We start from the raw sequence: 14,883 nt of genomic DNA on the forward strand, positions 1-14,883 counted from the left end.
GTGAAATCATAAATCAAAAATCGTAAATCATAAATCCGTCCCTCTAGCGCATCAGCGGCTCCAGCAGGCGCTCCTCCGTGACCAGGCCCACGGGCTGCTGCTTTTCGTCCACCACGATGGCGAGGCGGCGGCCGGATTTGCGCATGCGCTGCAGGCTGTGCAGCGCGGGCAGGCTGCCGGGAATGGTGTCCAGCGTGCGCATATAGTGGCGCACCAGGCGGTCAGACGGCAGGCTGGCAGGGAGGTCGGTGGTGTCCAGCAGTCCGATGAAGCTGCCGCTTTCCCCCAGCACGGGCAGCAGGGTGCAGTTTTGCTCGCGCGCGGCGATCAAGGCGGTGCTCAGCGGGATCTCCGCCGCCAGCGCCATGCTGCGCGTCAGCGGCTGCATGATGTCGGCGGTGCGCAGCTTTTTGTAGTCGAGCACGCGCTCGATGAGGTGCGTGGCATTGGCGGAAAGCTGATGCTGCGAGGCGAGCTCCTGCGCCAGCGCCTTGAGGTCGTCACGCCCGCGCGTCTGGCGTGCCTCGCTGGGCGTTTCCCCGGCATCGGTGGCCTGTTTGCCCGCCATGGCGCGGAACAGCGGCCGCGCCAGACCGACGAGATGCACCAGCGGCGAGACGCTGCGCATGGAGCGGAAAGGGTAGCTGCGGAAGAGCTTCTTCGGCATCACCTCCAGGCCGATGAGGAAAACCGGCAGCGCCAGGGCAAAGGCGAGCACGTAGCCCCACAAAGTCGCATGATGGATGACGGGAAAGGCGATCAGCAGAAAGGCGGCGAGGTTGGTCAGATGATTGGCCACCGTGATGCAGCCGATCAGGGCATCGCGGTCCTCCAGCAGCGGCAGCAGGCCGCGTGCACGGCGGTCTCCGGCGCTGGCGGCGTGGCGCACACGCACGCGGCTGACGGCCATCACCGCGCTCTCCAGGCCGGAGAGCATGAAGGAAAGGGCAAGGCAGAGAAAAAGCAGGAGCCAGGTCATGCAGTCGGGGGTGGTGGGGCTCAGCCGGCGCTGGCGGCTTCGGCAGGTTTGGGTTTGAGGCGCAGCTCCACCTCCTGGATGCGGGCGCGCACGATGCGGCGCACCTTGATGTCTGCGGCGTCGCTGCTGATGCGTTCCCCCTGCTTGGGCACATGCCCGAGCTGGTTGAAGACCAGGCCGCCGATGGTGTCGATGCCATCTTCCTGCAGACTGACGCCCAGCTCCTGGTACAGGTGGTCCAGCCGCGTGCCGCCATCCAGCAGGTAGCGGCCGTTGCCCAGGTCGCGGATCTCCGAGGTCTCTCCATGCCAGGGCGCGGCCTCATAGAGCAGCCAGTCGGCGATCTCCCGGCGGGTGATCATGCCCTCCAGCCCGCCGTATTCATCCGCGATGAGCACCGGCTGCCCGTCCTGGTGCAGGTGGTGCTGCAGAGCTTCGAGCACCGGCATGGTTTCCGGCACAAAGGCCGGCGTGCGCAGCAGCGTGCGCCACTCAGGGCGGTTTGCCAGCTTCCACGCGCTGGTGTCGATCACGCCCTCCACCGAGTCCGGGGTCTCGCCATAAACGATGACAAAACGGCCGGAGGACTTTTCCAGGATGGCGGCGGTCTTCTGCGGCGGGTCCTCGCTGCTCATGAGCGGGAGGTCCACGCGCGGGATCATGCAGTCGCGCACGGTCAGCGCCTCGATGTCGAGCGCTTCATGGATCATGGCGCTCTCATCGCTGTCCAGCAGGCCCTGCTCCTGGCGCATTTCCACCAGGGTTTCAAATTCATCCCGCGTCACGGGCATGCGCACCTTGATGTGACGGGTGACAAATTTTTGCAGCAGCACGTCCGTGGTGCGGTCAACGAGCAGCGCCAGCGGGTCGAGCACGTTGCGCAGCGGATGCAGCAAACGCAGGCTGCCGAGCAGAACCACGGAGGGATTGCGGGCGGCAAAAAATTTAGGAGCCATGTCTCCTAGCAGGACCGTTGCCAAAAATATCACGGATGATGAAAGCCACACATTCCAGCCGCAGTCACGCAGCGGCCCCGTCACCATCCACAGCCCGAGCGCCGCGAGCGCCAGATTCAGCGCCGCAGAGAGCAGCAGGGTGCGGTGCAGCTGCGCAAAAGGATTGGCGGTGATGGCGCGCAGCCTCTGCGCCACGGCGCCCTCGCCGGCGGCGAGCAGCTGCGCCTCGATGTCGCGCGCGCTGTGGATGGCAGTTTCCGCAGCGGAAACGACCGCGAGCAGCAGCAGCAGCGCGAAGTAGATGAAACAGGAGGCGATCAGGGGCATCGAGGGACACCTCAGTGTGGGTGGTGTCTGCACCGGGGGTCAAGATGAATTACGGGGTGCTCCAGATGTTCGTTCTTGCCAAAATTGTGAGGGGCTGATAGCAACGGCACCACCATGCGCACCATCCTTTGCACCCTTCTCCTTGGCGCCGCCGCCTGCGCGCACGCTGCAGACAAGCTCAAAGTCCTCATCGTGGACGGCCAGAACAACCACAAGTGGGAGATCACCACGCCCGTGCTGAAGAACGCGCTGGAGAGCAGCGGAGCCTTTGCTGTGGAGGTGAGCACCACGCCGCCTAAAGGCTCGCCCAAAGAGGCCTGGCATGCCTGGAAGCCCATGTTCAGCGACTACGCGGCCGTGGTGAGCAACTACAACGGCGAGCCCTGGCCGCAGAATGTGCGTGATGTCTTCACCAAGTACGTGGCGGACGGCGGCGGCTTTGTCTCCATCCATGCCGCCAACAATTCCTTCCCCGAGTGGAAGGAATACAATGACATGATCGGGGTCGGCGGCTGGGGCGGTCGCAATGAAAAGTCCGGCCCCTGGCTCTATGTGAAAGATGGAAAGCTCTTCCGCGACACCGTGGCGGGCAACGGCGGTGCGCACGGTCCGCAGCACGAGTTCATCGTCGAAATTCAGAATCCCGACCACCCGATCACGCGCGGTCTGCCGAAGCGCTGGCTGCACGCCAAGGACGAGCTCTACAGCAAGCTGCGCGGCCCAGCGGAAAATGTGGATGTGCTGACCACGGCCGTCTCCGACCTCACGGCGGTGAGCGAGCCCAACAACATGGTGCTCGGCTACCACAAGGGGCGGGTATTTCATACCACACTCGGCCATGCGGACTACTCCATGCTGGACCGCGGCTTTTACACCCTCCTGCAGCGCGGCACCGAATGGGCCGCCACCGGCAGCGTGGAGCGCACCGCCGCCGTGCCTGCGGATTTTCCCACGGAAACAGCCGTCAGCGTGGTGAAGCTGGAAGGCCATCCCAAGCAGGAAGCGCCGAAGCCGAAAACAAAGTAGTCCGGCAAGTTGTCCAGTTGCGGCGCAACTGGTCTACTTTGCCGCCGCAATGTCCCGCGCGATCTGCGCCTTCAGCTCATCCAGCCCGGCAAACTTCATCTCGCTGCGCAGGTGGCGCTTGAAGCGCACCTCCAGGTCCTTGCCATAAAGGTCGCCGCGCCAGTCGAGCAGGTGCACTTCCAGGGAGGGCTCGGCGTCTGCGGCCACGGTGGGGCGGCGGCCCAGATTGGCCACGCCTGGCAGCCACTCCGTGCCGACGAGCGCCTCCACGGCATACACTCCCAGCGGCGGGAGCTGCTCGTTTTCCACATCCACATTCGCCGTGGGGAAGCCGAGCTGGCGGCCCAGCTTTTGGCCTTCGATGACGGTGCCAAACACGGCGTAGTCGCGGCCCAGCAGTGTGGCGGCCTTGTGCAGGTCACCCCGGGACACCGCTTCACGGATCAGGGTGCTGCTGACCACCTGGGAGTCGATTTTCAAAGGCGGCACGCCATACACGGCAAAGTCGTGCTCCTGCCCCATCTCCATGAGGAGGTGGATGTTGCCTTCGCGCCCATGGCCAAAACTCCAGGTGTAGCCCACCGAGATGCAGCCCAGCGGGCGTGCTGCCTGCACCAGCTGCCGGATGAAGTCGCGCGCGGGCGTCTTGGCCGTCTCGGCGGTGAAGGGGCAGGCCAGCAGGCAGGCGATGCCCGCCTGGGAGAGAAGGTGCTGCTGGTGGCGCGGGCCGCAGAGCAGCCGCGGGGCGGAGCCGGGGCGCAGCACCTGCGTCGGGTGCGGGTCAAAGGTCACGACCACGGCTGTGCCGTGGTGCTGCGTGGCGTGCTCCTGGGCCGCGCGGATGACCTCCTGGTGCCCGAGGTGGATCCCATCAAAAACACCCACGGCCAGCGCGAGGGGGCCGGGGAGGGTGGAAAGGGCATCGATGGAGCGGAGGACCTGCATGCGTGGTGGGTGGAGAAACAGCCAATACCAGCGGCCATGCAGAGCGCAAGGTGAAGGGTGCGCCAGCCCCGGGGTTGCCTGGCTTAGCGGATGTTGCTGAGAGCGCTCCAGAAGCTCTGCAGCACGCTCTTTTTGCCGAGGTTGGCGCTGCTCTTCACGTCGGTGTGAGCGGTGCCGATCAGGTGGGGCATCACTTCGCCGTAAGCAGGCATCGAGTTCCAGCCGAGGGTGATTTCCTTGTTGGAGGCGGTGGAGGAAGAGGAGGCGGTGGTGGCGATGGTCTTCATATGATTCGTAGATTTGAGATTTTTGGGATTATTCAGGTGATGAGATTCAGATTTGAGTGAAGCTTTGTTTATGGGTGTGAGAATCGAGTCACAAAAATGAGAATTAAAAGCCAACAGGATGGCGAGGGGTGAAGCCAGCATAGTTGCGGCCCTGGGTGCGCCAGCGGGGACCTTCGCCAGCAACCTGGCCGGAAGTGTCCATGCGAAGACCGCAGATGGTGATGAAAACGTGATCGCCAGGCTTCACCCAGATGGTGATGAAGCGGCCCTGCCCAGGCTCGCCATAGTTGGCGAACTCCTTGCTGGACAGGCAGCGGTTCAGCAATCCTGCCTTCATGAGGACATAAGAAGTGCTGCTGCTGCAGTCATAGGCGCTGTCCTCAATGTTGCGATGGCCGGCACCCAGCACGTAGGGCTTGTTCTGGAGGGTGTTGGCAGCGTAAACGGCGAACTGAAGGGCCTGAGGGGCGGTCTGGCCCACGGAGGCGAAGCGGCCGTCAAAGCGGATCTGGGAATTGCCCACAGTGGCGCGGGGGGCGGCGGCACGCTGAGCTGCTGCCTGGCGGGCGGCGGCCTGGTCGGCATAGTAGCGTGCCCAGCCGGCCGCATTGGCCTGCTGCTGGGCATTGTAGGCGGCCCAAGCCTGGGCGTTGGCCTGTTCCTGAGCGTAAGCAGCCTGCGCCTGAGGGCCTGCATAGTAACCGGCGGCAGAGTAACCATTCTGAGCGTTCGCGGCGGTAGCGACTGTGAGGAGGCTGACGGTGAGTGCGAGGCGGATGAGTGTTTTCATGGCTGCGTGTGTGGCTCTTGTTTCTGCTAGTATTTATAACAGAAATTATAGAGCGTGCAACAGCCATATCAGAAATTAATCAAATATTTGTAAAAATGATAAATAAGACTGTATAGAAATTATACAATCGGTTCATTTTCAATAGGTTATACGAGGTGATTGAAGCTCGCAAAGTTGCGAGCGTGTCGAAAATCGGCCTTGGAAAACACGGAAATGAAATAATTTTCGGCCTCTCTGGGGTAATTATTCGAAAAATACGATCATTATAGAGAAGGCCGAAAATCGCTTTTTCTAATTCTTGCGCAGATTGCGTCTCCTTTGAGAGTGGGCCTCCATGCAAACACACCTGCAGTCACTCCAGGGTTCGGTTCTGGCACTTCTTCTCGCAGCGGTCTGCGTGCATGGCGCCGAGCCTCTGACCACGGCCTGCTACTATGATGAGGAGGGCATGCGCTACCTGACGCTGCGCCAGACCTCCGCCACGGGTGTGGAGGTGACCACACGCTGGGCCTCAGAGCCGGGCTCTACCGGTGTGTGGACGGGGCAGGGGAACCGCAAAGACAATGTGATCACCTTTGCCGCCGTGGTGGATGAGGGGCAGGACCGTGGTTCCTACTTCATCGCCAAGGGCGGCGAATCGAAAATGGAGGTCCTCTTCAAGCCTGGGCAGAAGATGCCGCAGGACCCGGGCATCCTGGGCAGCTACCGCCGCGTGAGCGAGGAGAAGCGCTTGCAGCTGGCCCGCAAGGAGGCCCAGGCTGCTGAGGAGCGGCTGAGCACAGCCCTGAAGGAGGCTGCCCACAACTGGCCGGGGGTGGATAAAACGGTGCCTGCGGACTGGAAGGCACGCTGGCCGGCACTGCTGGGACGCTGGATGAAGATCGCCTACCAGACCCCGGAACCTGCCAAGGCCAGGCCGGCGCAGCCATTCCCCTCAGGCAAGGAGACACCCGCAGCGGAAAAGGACTCGCAATACTGGCTCAAGCTGGCGCAGGCCACGGCGGCGGCGTACGGCTTCCTCCAGCAGGAGGCGGTGCTGAAGAGCTCCTCCTGGGATGGCGAGTATGACGACGGCTTCGGCGGGCATGTGAGCATCCGGCAGGCGAAGGATGGCAAACTGCGCGTGAACCTCTCCTGCACGCGCGTCATCGAAGGCCAGGGCGCAGATCTGGCCGGGCAGGTGCCTGCCGAGGCGGTGAAGAAGAGCGGGGAGGAAAGCACCGCACAGGCCGTCTTCTCGGAGGCGGATGTGCCGGACAATGCCAAGGACGTGAATGTCACCCTCCGCCGCAAAGGCGGATTTCTGTGGGTGGAGATCCGCCGCAAAGCGAGCCCTCCCGGCAGCTTGTCATGGTTTGATGGCATCTACCGCTGGTCTGCGGTGCCGGTGGATGGGTGAAGTTTTGGAGATGCGGTCGCGCAGCGAGGAACAAGCGCAGCCACCGCTTTCTGCAGGCTTTGCCATGGATTGCCTGCCATGGGGAGACCTCCGCCAATGGCTCCATGGCATGCGTAGGCTGCTTCACCTTGCGCAACTCAGGAGACGTTCGAAAGCGGCAGCCGCACTCCAAATGTGCGTACTGCGCAAGGATGGCCAGGCGTAGAACGGGCAATCCTGCCCGTGAAGAGAGCGCCCGCTACGGGCAGGAACCGTAGCGTAGCGAAGATAGCCAGCCGCTGGCTGCCCGAAGGGCGGGCATAGCGAGGCATCGCCCGCGCTACCTCAGGCCTTCTTCGCTTGCGTCGGCGGAGTCTCCACAAACGAAGCCAGCGCTAGAAGGATGGCGGCGCACACGACGCATGAGTCCGCCACATTGAAGGAGGGCCAGGGGTGGAAGGGCCAGAAGCCGAAGTCGAAGCGCAGGAAGTCCACGACGTAGCCGTCGAAGAAGGTGCCGTCAAAAAGCTTGCCGCCGTCGTGGTTGCGGAAGAGGCGGTCGGTGAGGTTGCCAAAGATGCCGGAGACCAGCAGGGCTACTGCGGTGCGGCTCAGCCTGCCGGGAAACAGGCCTTTGCCATGCATCACATAGATGAAGACCAGCGCAGCGAGCGAGACGGTGGCAAAGGCGTAGTTGGCATACTGCGTGCCGTTGAACATGCCAAAGGCCACGCCCGTGTTGGACGCATGGTGCAGCCAGAAGATGCCAGGAATGACCTCCTTGTCCGTTTCGTAGAGTTTGAAATTCTGCACGATCCAGCTCTTGCTGAGCTGGTCGAGGATGTACAAAGGCAGGGAAAGGAGCAGGAAGAGGCGGATCATGGCAGACGAGGTGGAAAATCACGCGGGCAGCAGCACGACCTTGAGCAGGCCCTCCTTGTTGTCATAGAGGCGCTTGAACCAGCCGGCGCCTTCCGCCAGCGGGGCCACGGCGCTGAGCAGGGGCTCCACCTGGATGCTGCCGTCCTGAATGCGGCGGATCGCCTCGGGGTACTCACCTGCGCAGGAGCAGGAGCCCTTGATGGTGAGCTGGCGGGTGACGACTTCCTGAAGGGGGAAGGGGGTGTTGGGCTGCAGATTGCCGATGAGCACGATCTGGCCGCCTTTGCGCACGCAGCGGATGGCGAGGTCGAGAGGCGCGCCTGCGCCCACCACTTCAAAGCTGGCGTCCGCGCCGTCGCCACCGCAGATCTTGCGGATGTGCATGGCCAGGCCTTCCTGCTTGGCGTTGAAGGTTTCTTCCGCGCCCAGCTTGCGGGCGAGTTCCAGACGGCTGTCGTCCAGATCCACGGCGATGACTTTTTCCCAGCCGCGTGCCTTGAGCGCCTGGACAACGAGCAGGCCGATCAGTCCTGCGCCCACCACCACGGCGGTGCCGCCCTTGGCTTCCTCTTCACTGTCGCAGCCGCAGTCATGGCCGCATTCCTTGGCTTCGCACGACTCTTCCTCGCCGTCCTGAGTGAAGGCTTCGCCCACTTCGATGCCATCGGCCAGATTCACCGCGTGCAGGGCGATGGACACGGGCTCGGCAAAGGCGGCCTTCTCATAGGAAAGCTCGTCCGGGATGCGGTAGAGGATGCGTGTGGGCAGCGCGATCTTTTCGGCAAAGCAGCCGTGGCGGCGGTATTCACCGGGGGAGACGCCCAGCACTTTGCGGTTGGGGCAGAGATTGACGAATCCGGCTTTGCACTCCTCGCACTCGCCGCAGTACTCGGTGGAGTCAAAGGTCACACGTTCGCCCAGCTTCCAGCCTTCCACACCTTCGCCCAGGGCGATGATTTCACCGGCGGCTTCATGGCCCATGACGATGGGCATCTGGCGGCGGCCGCTGCGGCCGTCCATACCGTGGATGTCGCTGCCGCAGATGCCGCAGGCCGCCACCTTCACCAGCACCTCGCCAGCGGCGGGCGTGGGGTCGGGGAAACTGGTGTCGTAGTTGAACTCAGAGGGGGCTGTAAGGACAAGCGCTTTCATGGGTGGGGAGCGCGGACCATGCCTCGCGCAGGGCGGGAGGCAAGAGGGATCAGAATGCCGAATGAGTAAATCCGAGCCGAGCGCAGCGAGACAGACAGCCATAGGCTGCCCGAAGGGGTGAGCGACAGCGAATCAATACCGAATGAATGCCGAATACCAAAATCCTAAGGTGGGCCACCTGCCAAGGGTAGCTACCTTCGACAGGTGGAAGTGCCGCAAATACTCCAGGAGCGAAATTCGTCATTCGTGCTTACTCATTCGTCCTTTACCGCGCTCATTGCACCCAGGCCTCCCTTAGCCATCCCTCACTCCTCCCCGCTCACCCGCCCACGTCCTTCCTTGATCCCGGCACGGTGTCTCTTTCCTGCCACGAACCGGCGCTTGAGGCCCCGGGGGCGGGCACGGGTTTGGCGACGCAGTTTTTCGCGGTCGTTCTGGATTTCCATCTGCGCGTTTTTAAACACGGCCTCCAGCCGGTCGCACAGCTCCTGCCGGGCGATGAGTCGGTTCTGCGACTGCGAGCGCTCGCGCTGGCAGCGCACCTCGATGCCGCTGGGCACATGGCGCAGCACCACGGTGGAGCTGGTCTTGTTGATCTTCTGTCCGCCCGCCCCGCCACCACGAATAAAATCCTCCTCCAGATCCTCCTCACGGATGCGGAGTCTCTGCATGCGTGTGCGTAGCGCAGGATCATCAGGCAGGTCGGCCATGGGGATAGCATCGGAGGAAAGAGGCTGCTGCGCAACTTGAGGATGGCCGCAAAGAGGCGCAAAAAGACGCAAAAGTGGAGTGGTGAAGTAAGGCTGTGGTGGTCCGCTCATGCCTCCGGCTTTTTGTTTTTTTTGTGTCTCTTTGCGGCCACCCCTCCGGCATTCCTCATTCCCGCAATTGCATCCCCCGCGCAGCCCGCTATGGCTTGCCGATGGAAGAATACCACCGCCTGCTGCGCAAAGTACTCGAACACGGAAGCTACCGTGAGGACCGCACTGGCACGGGCGCATACTCCGTCTTTGGCGAGCAGAGCCGCTACGACCTCAGCACCACCTTTCCGCTCGTCACCACCAAGAAGCTGCACCTGCGCTCCATCATCCATGAGCTGCTGTGGTTTCTCAAAGGCGACACCAACGTCAAATACCTGCAGGACAACAAAGTCACCATCTGGGACGAATGGGCGGATGAAAACGGCGATCTCGGACCCGTTTACGGCGCGCAGTGGCGCCGCTGGCAGGGCGCGCCGGAGGCGGAGACGCATGACCAGATCGCCCGCCTGATCCATGGCATCAAAACGAACCCCTACAGCCGCAGGCACATCGTCAGCGCGTGGAACGTGCCGCACATCGAGAAGATGGCGCTGCCGCCCTGCCACTGCTTGTTTCAGTTCTTTGTGGATCGCGGCCGTGTGAGCTGCCAGCTCTACCAGCGCAGCGCGGATCTCTTCCTTGGCGTGCCGTTTAACATCGCCAGCTACGCCCTCCTGACCATGATGGTGGCCCAGGTCTGCGACCTCCAGCCCGGCGAATTCGTCCACACCTTTGGCGACCTGCACCTCTACAAAAACCACCTGGAGCAGGCCAAACTCCAGCTCTCCCGTGACTGCCGCCCGCTGCCCGTGATGAAGCTGAATCCGGCGGTTAAGGAAATCGACGCCTTCAAATTCGAGGACTTCACCCTGGAAGGCTATGACCCGCATCCGAGCATCAAGGCAGAGATCGCGGTGTAGAGGACGCTGCGGAGCGCGGTAGTCATTCCGCGCACTCCGCAAGCACGCATGGTTCCGCATTTCAGCTGCGGGGTGTTGAAGCACGCGGACACGGCGGCGTCTTTGCTGGAGAAACTGAAGGCAAAGCAAGGCGGCAAAAAAAATGCCGCAGCGCGGTGGCTGCGGCATCATTTTTTTGATCCTGCTTGGATGAGGCGGCTTCTTATCTTCCCGTCTCCACCATGCGGGCAAACTCCGAGAAGAAGTACTTCGCATCGTGCGGGCCGGGGGCGGCTTCGGGGTGGTATTGGACGCTGAGCACGGGGGCCTCGCGGTGGCGCATGCCTTCCACGGTGCCGTCGTTGAGGTTGATGTGCGTCACCTCGACGTTGCTGGGCAGGGAGGAGGGGTCGATGGCAAAGCCGTGGTTCTGGCTGGTGATGGACACCTTGCCGTTGCGCAGGTCTTTCACGGGCTGGTTGCCGCCGCGATGGCCGAACTTGAGCTTGAAGGTCTTGCCGCCGTAGGCGTGGCCGAGGATCTGGTGTCCCAGGCAGATGGCAAAGATGGGCTTCTTGCCGATGAGCTCCTTCACTTCCTTGTGGATGTAGTCGAGCGCAGCGGGGTCGCCAGGGCCGTTGGAGAGGAAGATGCCGTCCGGATTCTTGGCCAGCACGTCCTTGGCGCTGGTGGTGGCGGGCACCACGTCCACGCGGAAGCCCTGCTGGCGCAGGCGGCGGAGGATGTTGCGCTTCACGCCGAAGTCATAGGCCACGATGTGGTGCTTGGCCTCGGGAAGGGGGTGGCGCACCACGCCATCGGCGCCGGGCTCGCGGTTCTGGGAGGGGCTGGGGATGTCCCAGTCGCCGCTCTCGGTGCTCTCGGGGTCCCAGAGGTAGGGGGCCTTGGTGGTCACCTCCTTGACGAAGTCGCTGCCTTCCATGGTGGGGCTGCTGGCGGCCTGCTTCACGGCCTCCTCCGCCGTGGCGGTGGTTGTGATGACGGCGCGCATGGCCCCGCGGGAGCGCAGGTGGCTGGTGAGGGCGCGGGTGTCCACGCCCTGGATGCCGGGGATGCCCCACTGCTTGAGATAGGCGTCCAGGCTCTGAGTGCTGCGCCAGTTGCTGGGCACGTCGCAGAGCTCCTCGATGACAAAGCCACGCACGTGGGGCTGGTCGCTCTCCATGTCGAGCGGGTTCACGCCGTAGTTCCCGATCATGGGGTAGGTCATGGTCACGATCTGACCACGGTAGGAAGGATCGGTGAGAACCTCCTGATAACCGCTCATGGAGGTGTTAAAGCAGATTTCGCCGGTGTGGGTGGCATCGGCGCCGAACGCCGTGCCTTCAAACACCCGGCCGTCTTCGAGGGCGAGGAGGGCTTTCTTCATCAAGGTTGCTGCTGTGGTCATAGCCAGAAGGGCGGGGGGCGCAAGGGGGAAGACTGGGGACGGAAGGGAATGCGAAGAGGATGGCCGCAAAGGGGCGCAAAAAGGTGCGAAAAAGTGGGGGCGGCAGGCTGGGGCGTCCTCGTGCGTCTTTACGGCTCCAACCAAAGCTGATCGCAGGTGAGGATGAGCAGCTGCAGGGTGTCCTCCTGCTCGAACTCGGGTTTGCCCGTGGGTTTCCACAGGCCCGCCAAACGAGCTGCGCCGCTGGGAATGAGGGTGCCGGTGGTGAGGTGGACGACCTGGTAATCCGTGAGCGGCAGCTCCAGGCTGCGGCCCTGCGAGTCGAGGATATGCTCCCGATGCTCCAGTGGCTCGGTGGGGTGGAATTCCAGCTTGAGGGCGGACTCAATCACGCGGCCATCGGCTCTGCCAGCAGGCTCGATGGAGAGAGTGAGGCCGACTTGGCGCGTGTCCTGAACGATCTTGGTTTCGCCTTTGTCATTCACCTTCACCTCGCTGAGATTCGTGTGCGTGTGCGCCTCGGTGGTGGTGGCCTGTGTGCCAAACTTGGTTTCGATGCGTGCGGTGCTGAGCGGCTGCACCGTGCCCGCTTTCACGGCGGCGAGGAGGGTATCGAGCTCGGCGCGGTGGCCGCACTTGCCAGCGGCCTGCGCCGTGAGCTGGCGCAGCAGCGGGCCGGGGCCCTGAAACACCTGGGCGGTGTAGGCGATGGAGCTGGGCGTTCGGATGCAGAAGTCGCATGCATAAGCCTCCACCAAGTCCAGATTTCTCCGGGTGTTACGGATGATCAAAATGGAACGCTTGGGGTCATAAATGGCGCTGGCACCCTGGGGAAAAGGAATGCCGGCAGATTCGAGCACGGAGCGTGCGGTGCGCGGCTCTTTGCTGCTTTTGTCCTCTGAGGGCGAGGAATCAAACGAGCCTGCGGAAGACAGGAAATCAGGCGGGACTTTGAATGTCTGGGTGTGCCATGAGCTGGGATCGGGCGGGGCGATGGGGGCAGCCGGGTGGAGGCTGCCCTGCGGCGGGCGCACCTGCGGCACCACATCGCATTTCAAAAAGGTGGCCCACAGCAGGCCTTCGGCAGCGCGTCCGGTGGGCTGGTAGAGGCTGATCAGGCGCGTGCCGCCCTTGGTCATGATGAGGCCGGTGACCGTGTGGTTGGAGTGGAAATCTGCGACGGGCAGGTCAAAACGCAGCCCGGAGGCGGGATCGCGAAACGCCTCGCGGCGCATGGCAGGCTGGGCGGGGTGCAGCTCATAGGAGAACTCAATATTCACCGTGCGGCCGTCGTAGTTCAGCGTGGGCTCGACCTCGAAAGTGGAGCCGACATTGCGGTAGGCGATGCCCGGGATGGCGCGGCCTTTGGCATCCAGGCCAAACTCTTCCACATGCAGGCATTCGCTGGCGCTCACCTGCTTGGCACGCGCCTCGGGCTGGGTCTCCACGTAAAGGGAGTCGATGAAGCGGCCTTCCCCCCGTGCCACGGCGGCCTCCACCTGAGCCCAGAGTGCGGCATGGTCGCTGGTGACAGCTGAGGCTTGGGCGAGCCCGCGCAGAAAGGCGGCGGGGGCCTGCACGGTGTGCAGCATGCAGGAGATGGTCTTGGGGGCTTTTTCCAGCTCTGTGTCAGCCAGCGCAGCGATGCGCTCGATGTTGGCCGGCGTGTTGATGATGTGCAGCACGCCGTTTTGCTGCACCGCGCTGGCACCTTTGGAGGCGGGGACGCCCTGGGACTCCAGCCATTCCTGCAGCGGCCGTGCGGGCCAGCTCCAGTGATTCGTGAACAAGCCGTCCGGCACAGGCAGGTCGGTGGCCTGCATTCCTGCGGGCGCTGCGGTGGGTGGTGGCGGTGGCGCTTCCGGGGCCTGCACAGGCTCCTGCACATGAATCGTGCCGGTGAGAAAGGCGGCACACAGACGGTCCTCCCGCGCACCGCCCTTTCCCAGAGGCGCGGCGATGCCGATCAGCTTGGTGCTGCCACTGAGGCTGGTGATGGCCGTGGCAAACTCCGCATGAAAGAAGTCGGTCGTGGCATACTCGGCCGCTTTGCCGGTGCCAGGATCGGTGATGCTGACAGGCTGGAGCTGCGGGGCGGCCAGATTCAGCCGCAGAAGCACGGACGTGCTGAGCGTGATGCCGTCGGCACCGATGACAGGTTCCAGCTCGAGCTCCAAGCCCAGGGGCTGCATTTCCCGTTTCAGGGTGGCGTGGCCCTGCGCGTCAAAGGTCAGCCCGGTGGTGTGGATGCGCTCCTGCGCGGCTTCGGCGGTGGCGCGGGTGCCGGACTTGGCGGGCACGCAGGCATCGCTGACGATGCGCACCTTGGATGCGGGTTGTTGCGCCTGATCCAGCAGCTTGCGGAATTCTGCGCTGGCATCCGCCGTGCGTGCGGCGGCGGCATTTGCCTGGCGGATGATTTCTCCCGGACCTTCGACGACGGTGAGCGTGTAAACGATGTCGCGCGGAAAGCCTTCGCCGGTGGAGTCAAAGAACGCCTCGATGAGCTGCAGCATCTCAGGGGTGTTGTGCACGCGCAGGATGTTGGTGCGGCTGTCATAGAACGACGTGGAGCCTTCGGGAAAGCTGATGCCCATCTGCGTCAAAACATCTTTCGAAGTCGGGATTGGCGGCGGTTTGGCGGGCCGAAAGAGTTTGCGCTTCGGGCCAGAGGGATCCGTGCCTGCGGCGGGGGCTGCTGGCGGTCCAAAGGGATCGCCCCCTGCAGCCGGATCTGGCTGTTCTGGGGCCTTCAAGCTGCGGCCCATCTCACGCAAATCGAAATCGACTTTGAACTCGCGCGTCTTCATCGCCGCCGGCTGTGCATACAGGCCGGAGGCGAATGCGAGGGGTATGAGGAGACTACGTACGAGAAACATCCCGCGAGATTACGGGATGCGGCGTGGCGATGTCGAGCGCGGAGTGCGGCGACAGCCCGGCCGTCTGCGAGCGTGCTGCAAGCATCCCGGCGTACGAACGTCCTCGCAGTCGGGCGGTTTGGCGGAGGGGCGTTTGGGCGATGAAGAAAGTATCCCGCGCCAAACACACCCA

At 63.3% G+C, this 14,883-nt stretch carries 13 protein-coding genes; 3 read left to right on the forward strand and 10 right to left on the reverse strand.

Translation table 11 applies throughout. The features are described from left to right. Window positions 1-43 precede the first annotated feature (43 nt). Together ACZ5WW_RS23110 and ACZ5WW_RS23115 are read right to left on the reverse strand one after the other, a co-directional pair. Window positions 44-979: a CNNM domain-containing protein gene (locus ACZ5WW_RS23110; protein ID WP_377163357.1), complete on the reverse strand. Its 936-nt coding sequence runs from the start codon at window positions 977-979 to the stop codon at window positions 44-46. A 20-nt stretch (window positions 980-999) separates the two neighbouring features. Next, complete coding sequence (locus ACZ5WW_RS23115; protein ID WP_377163360.1) at window positions 1,000-2,262, reverse strand: CNNM domain-containing protein; 1,263 nt, start codon at window positions 2,260-2,262, stop codon at window positions 1,000-1,002. 114 nt (window positions 2,263-2,376) lie between these two features. Between ACZ5WW_RS23115 and ACZ5WW_RS23120 the strand changes: the two genes are divergently transcribed. Continuing rightward, complete coding sequence (locus ACZ5WW_RS23120; RefSeq protein ID WP_377163362.1) at window positions 2,377-3,288, forward strand: ThuA domain-containing protein; 912 nt, start codon at window positions 2,377-2,379, stop codon at window positions 3,286-3,288. A 33-nt stretch (window positions 3,289-3,321) separates the two neighbouring features. Here ACZ5WW_RS23120 and ACZ5WW_RS23125 read toward each other — a convergent pair whose 3' ends face one another. From ACZ5WW_RS23125 to ACZ5WW_RS23135, 3 genes are all read right to left on the reverse strand, one after another. After that, window positions 3,322-4,233 (reverse strand): bifunctional riboflavin kinase/FAD synthetase, encoded by a 912-nt coding sequence (locus ACZ5WW_RS23125; protein ID WP_377163364.1) that lies wholly within the window; start codon window positions 4,231-4,233, stop codon window positions 3,322-3,324. A gap of 83 nt (window positions 4,234-4,316) precedes the next feature. Further along, complete coding sequence (locus tag ACZ5WW_RS23130; RefSeq protein ID WP_377163366.1) at window positions 4,317-4,520, reverse strand: hypothetical protein; 204 nt, start codon at window positions 4,518-4,520, stop codon at window positions 4,317-4,319. 103 nt (window positions 4,521-4,623) lie between these two features. Continuing rightward, entirely contained in the window at window positions 4,624-5,310 is a 687-nt protein-coding gene (locus tag ACZ5WW_RS23135) for a hypothetical protein (RefSeq protein WP_377163368.1), read from the reverse strand. A gap of 334 nt (window positions 5,311-5,644) precedes the next feature. Between ACZ5WW_RS23135 and ACZ5WW_RS23140 the strand changes: the two genes are divergently transcribed. Continuing rightward, window positions 5,645-6,709 (forward strand): hypothetical protein, encoded by a 1,065-nt coding sequence (locus tag ACZ5WW_RS23140; RefSeq protein WP_377163370.1) that lies wholly within the window; start codon window positions 5,645-5,647, stop codon window positions 6,707-6,709. 324 nt (window positions 6,710-7,033) lie between these two features. Here ACZ5WW_RS23140 and lspA read toward each other — a convergent pair whose 3' ends face one another. The 3 genes from lspA to ACZ5WW_RS23155 form a co-directional block, all read right to left on the reverse strand. Next, entirely contained in the window at window positions 7,034-7,570 is a 537-nt protein-coding gene (gene lspA / locus ACZ5WW_RS23145; RefSeq protein WP_377163372.1) for a signal peptidase II, read from the reverse strand. Between the two features lie 18 nt (window positions 7,571-7,588). After that, window positions 7,589-8,722: a galactitol-1-phosphate 5-dehydrogenase gene (locus ACZ5WW_RS23150; RefSeq protein WP_377163374.1), complete on the reverse strand. Its 1,134-nt coding sequence runs from the start codon at window positions 8,720-8,722 to the stop codon at window positions 7,589-7,591. 305 nt (window positions 8,723-9,027) lie between these two features. Further along, on the reverse strand, window positions 9,028-9,432 hold the full coding sequence (locus tag ACZ5WW_RS23155) for a peptide chain release factor family protein (RefSeq protein ID WP_377163376.1): 405 nt from the start codon (window positions 9,430-9,432) through the stop codon (window positions 9,028-9,030). A 212-nt stretch (window positions 9,433-9,644) separates the two neighbouring features. Between ACZ5WW_RS23155 and ACZ5WW_RS23160 the strand changes: the two genes are divergently transcribed. Further along, window positions 9,645-10,442, forward strand: coding sequence for a thymidylate synthase (locus ACZ5WW_RS23160; protein WP_377163378.1), 798 nt, complete (start codon window positions 9,645-9,647; stop codon window positions 10,440-10,442). 202 nt (window positions 10,443-10,644) lie between these two features. On the opposite strand, the gene carA is transcribed toward ACZ5WW_RS23160, so the two are convergent. Both carA and ACZ5WW_RS23170 read right to left on the reverse strand, forming a co-directional pair. After that, a complete protein-coding gene (gene carA, locus ACZ5WW_RS23165; RefSeq protein WP_377163380.1) occupies window positions 10,645-11,832 on the reverse strand; it encodes a glutamine-hydrolyzing carbamoyl-phosphate synthase small subunit in 1,188 nt (395 codons plus the stop codon). Window positions 11,833-11,960: 128 nt separating this feature from the next. Next, on the reverse strand, window positions 11,961-14,711 hold the full coding sequence (locus ACZ5WW_RS23170) for a hypothetical protein (RefSeq protein WP_377163382.1): 2,751 nt from the start codon (window positions 14,709-14,711) through the stop codon (window positions 11,961-11,963). Between the last annotated feature and the right edge of the window lie 172 nt (window positions 14,712-14,883).

It is taken from the genome of Prosthecobacter fluviatilis (assembly GCF_055388355.1).

Excerpts from the sequence above, each read along its gene's own strand:
- ACZ5WW_RS23110 (WP_377163357.1), bottom strand. The coding sequence starts at position 979 with ATGACCTGGCTCCTGCTTTTTCTCTGCCTTGCCCTTTCCTTCATGCTC.
- ACZ5WW_RS23115 (WP_377163360.1), bottom strand. The coding sequence starts at position 2,262 with ATGCCCCTGATCGCCTCCTGTTTCATCTACTTCGCGCTGCTGCTGCTG.
- ACZ5WW_RS23120 (WP_377163362.1), top strand. The coding sequence starts at position 2,377 with ATGCGCACCATCCTTTGCACCCTTCTCCTTGGCGCCGCCGCCTGCGCG.
- ACZ5WW_RS23125 (WP_377163364.1), bottom strand. The coding sequence starts at position 4,233 with ATGCAGGTCCTCCGCTCCATCGATGCCCTTTCCACCCTCCCCGGCCCC.
- ACZ5WW_RS23130 (WP_377163366.1), bottom strand. The coding sequence starts at position 4,520 with ATGAAGACCATCGCCACCACCGCCTCCTCTTCCTCCACCGCCTCCAAC.
- ACZ5WW_RS23135 (WP_377163368.1), bottom strand. The coding sequence starts at position 5,310 with ATGAAAACACTCATCCGCCTCGCACTCACCGTCAGCCTCCTCACAGTC.
- ACZ5WW_RS23140 (WP_377163370.1), top strand. The coding sequence starts at position 5,645 with ATGCAAACACACCTGCAGTCACTCCAGGGTTCGGTTCTGGCACTTCTT.
- lspA (WP_377163372.1), bottom strand. The coding sequence starts at position 7,570 with ATGATCCGCCTCTTCCTGCTCCTTTCCCTGCCTTTGTACATCCTCGAC.
- ACZ5WW_RS23150 (WP_377163374.1), bottom strand. The coding sequence starts at position 8,722 with ATGAAAGCGCTTGTCCTTACAGCCCCCTCTGAGTTCAACTACGACACC.
- ACZ5WW_RS23155 (WP_377163376.1), bottom strand. The coding sequence starts at position 9,432 with ATGGCCGACCTGCCTGATGATCCTGCGCTACGCACACGCATGCAGAGA.
- ACZ5WW_RS23160 (WP_377163378.1), top strand. The coding sequence starts at position 9,645 with ATGGAAGAATACCACCGCCTGCTGCGCAAAGTACTCGAACACGGAAGC.
- carA (WP_377163380.1), bottom strand. The coding sequence starts at position 11,832 with ATGACCACAGCAGCAACCTTGATGAAGAAAGCCCTCCTCGCCCTCGAA.
- ACZ5WW_RS23170 (WP_377163382.1), bottom strand. The coding sequence starts at position 14,711 with ATGTTTCTCGTACGTAGTCTCCTCATACCCCTCGCATTCGCCTCCGGC.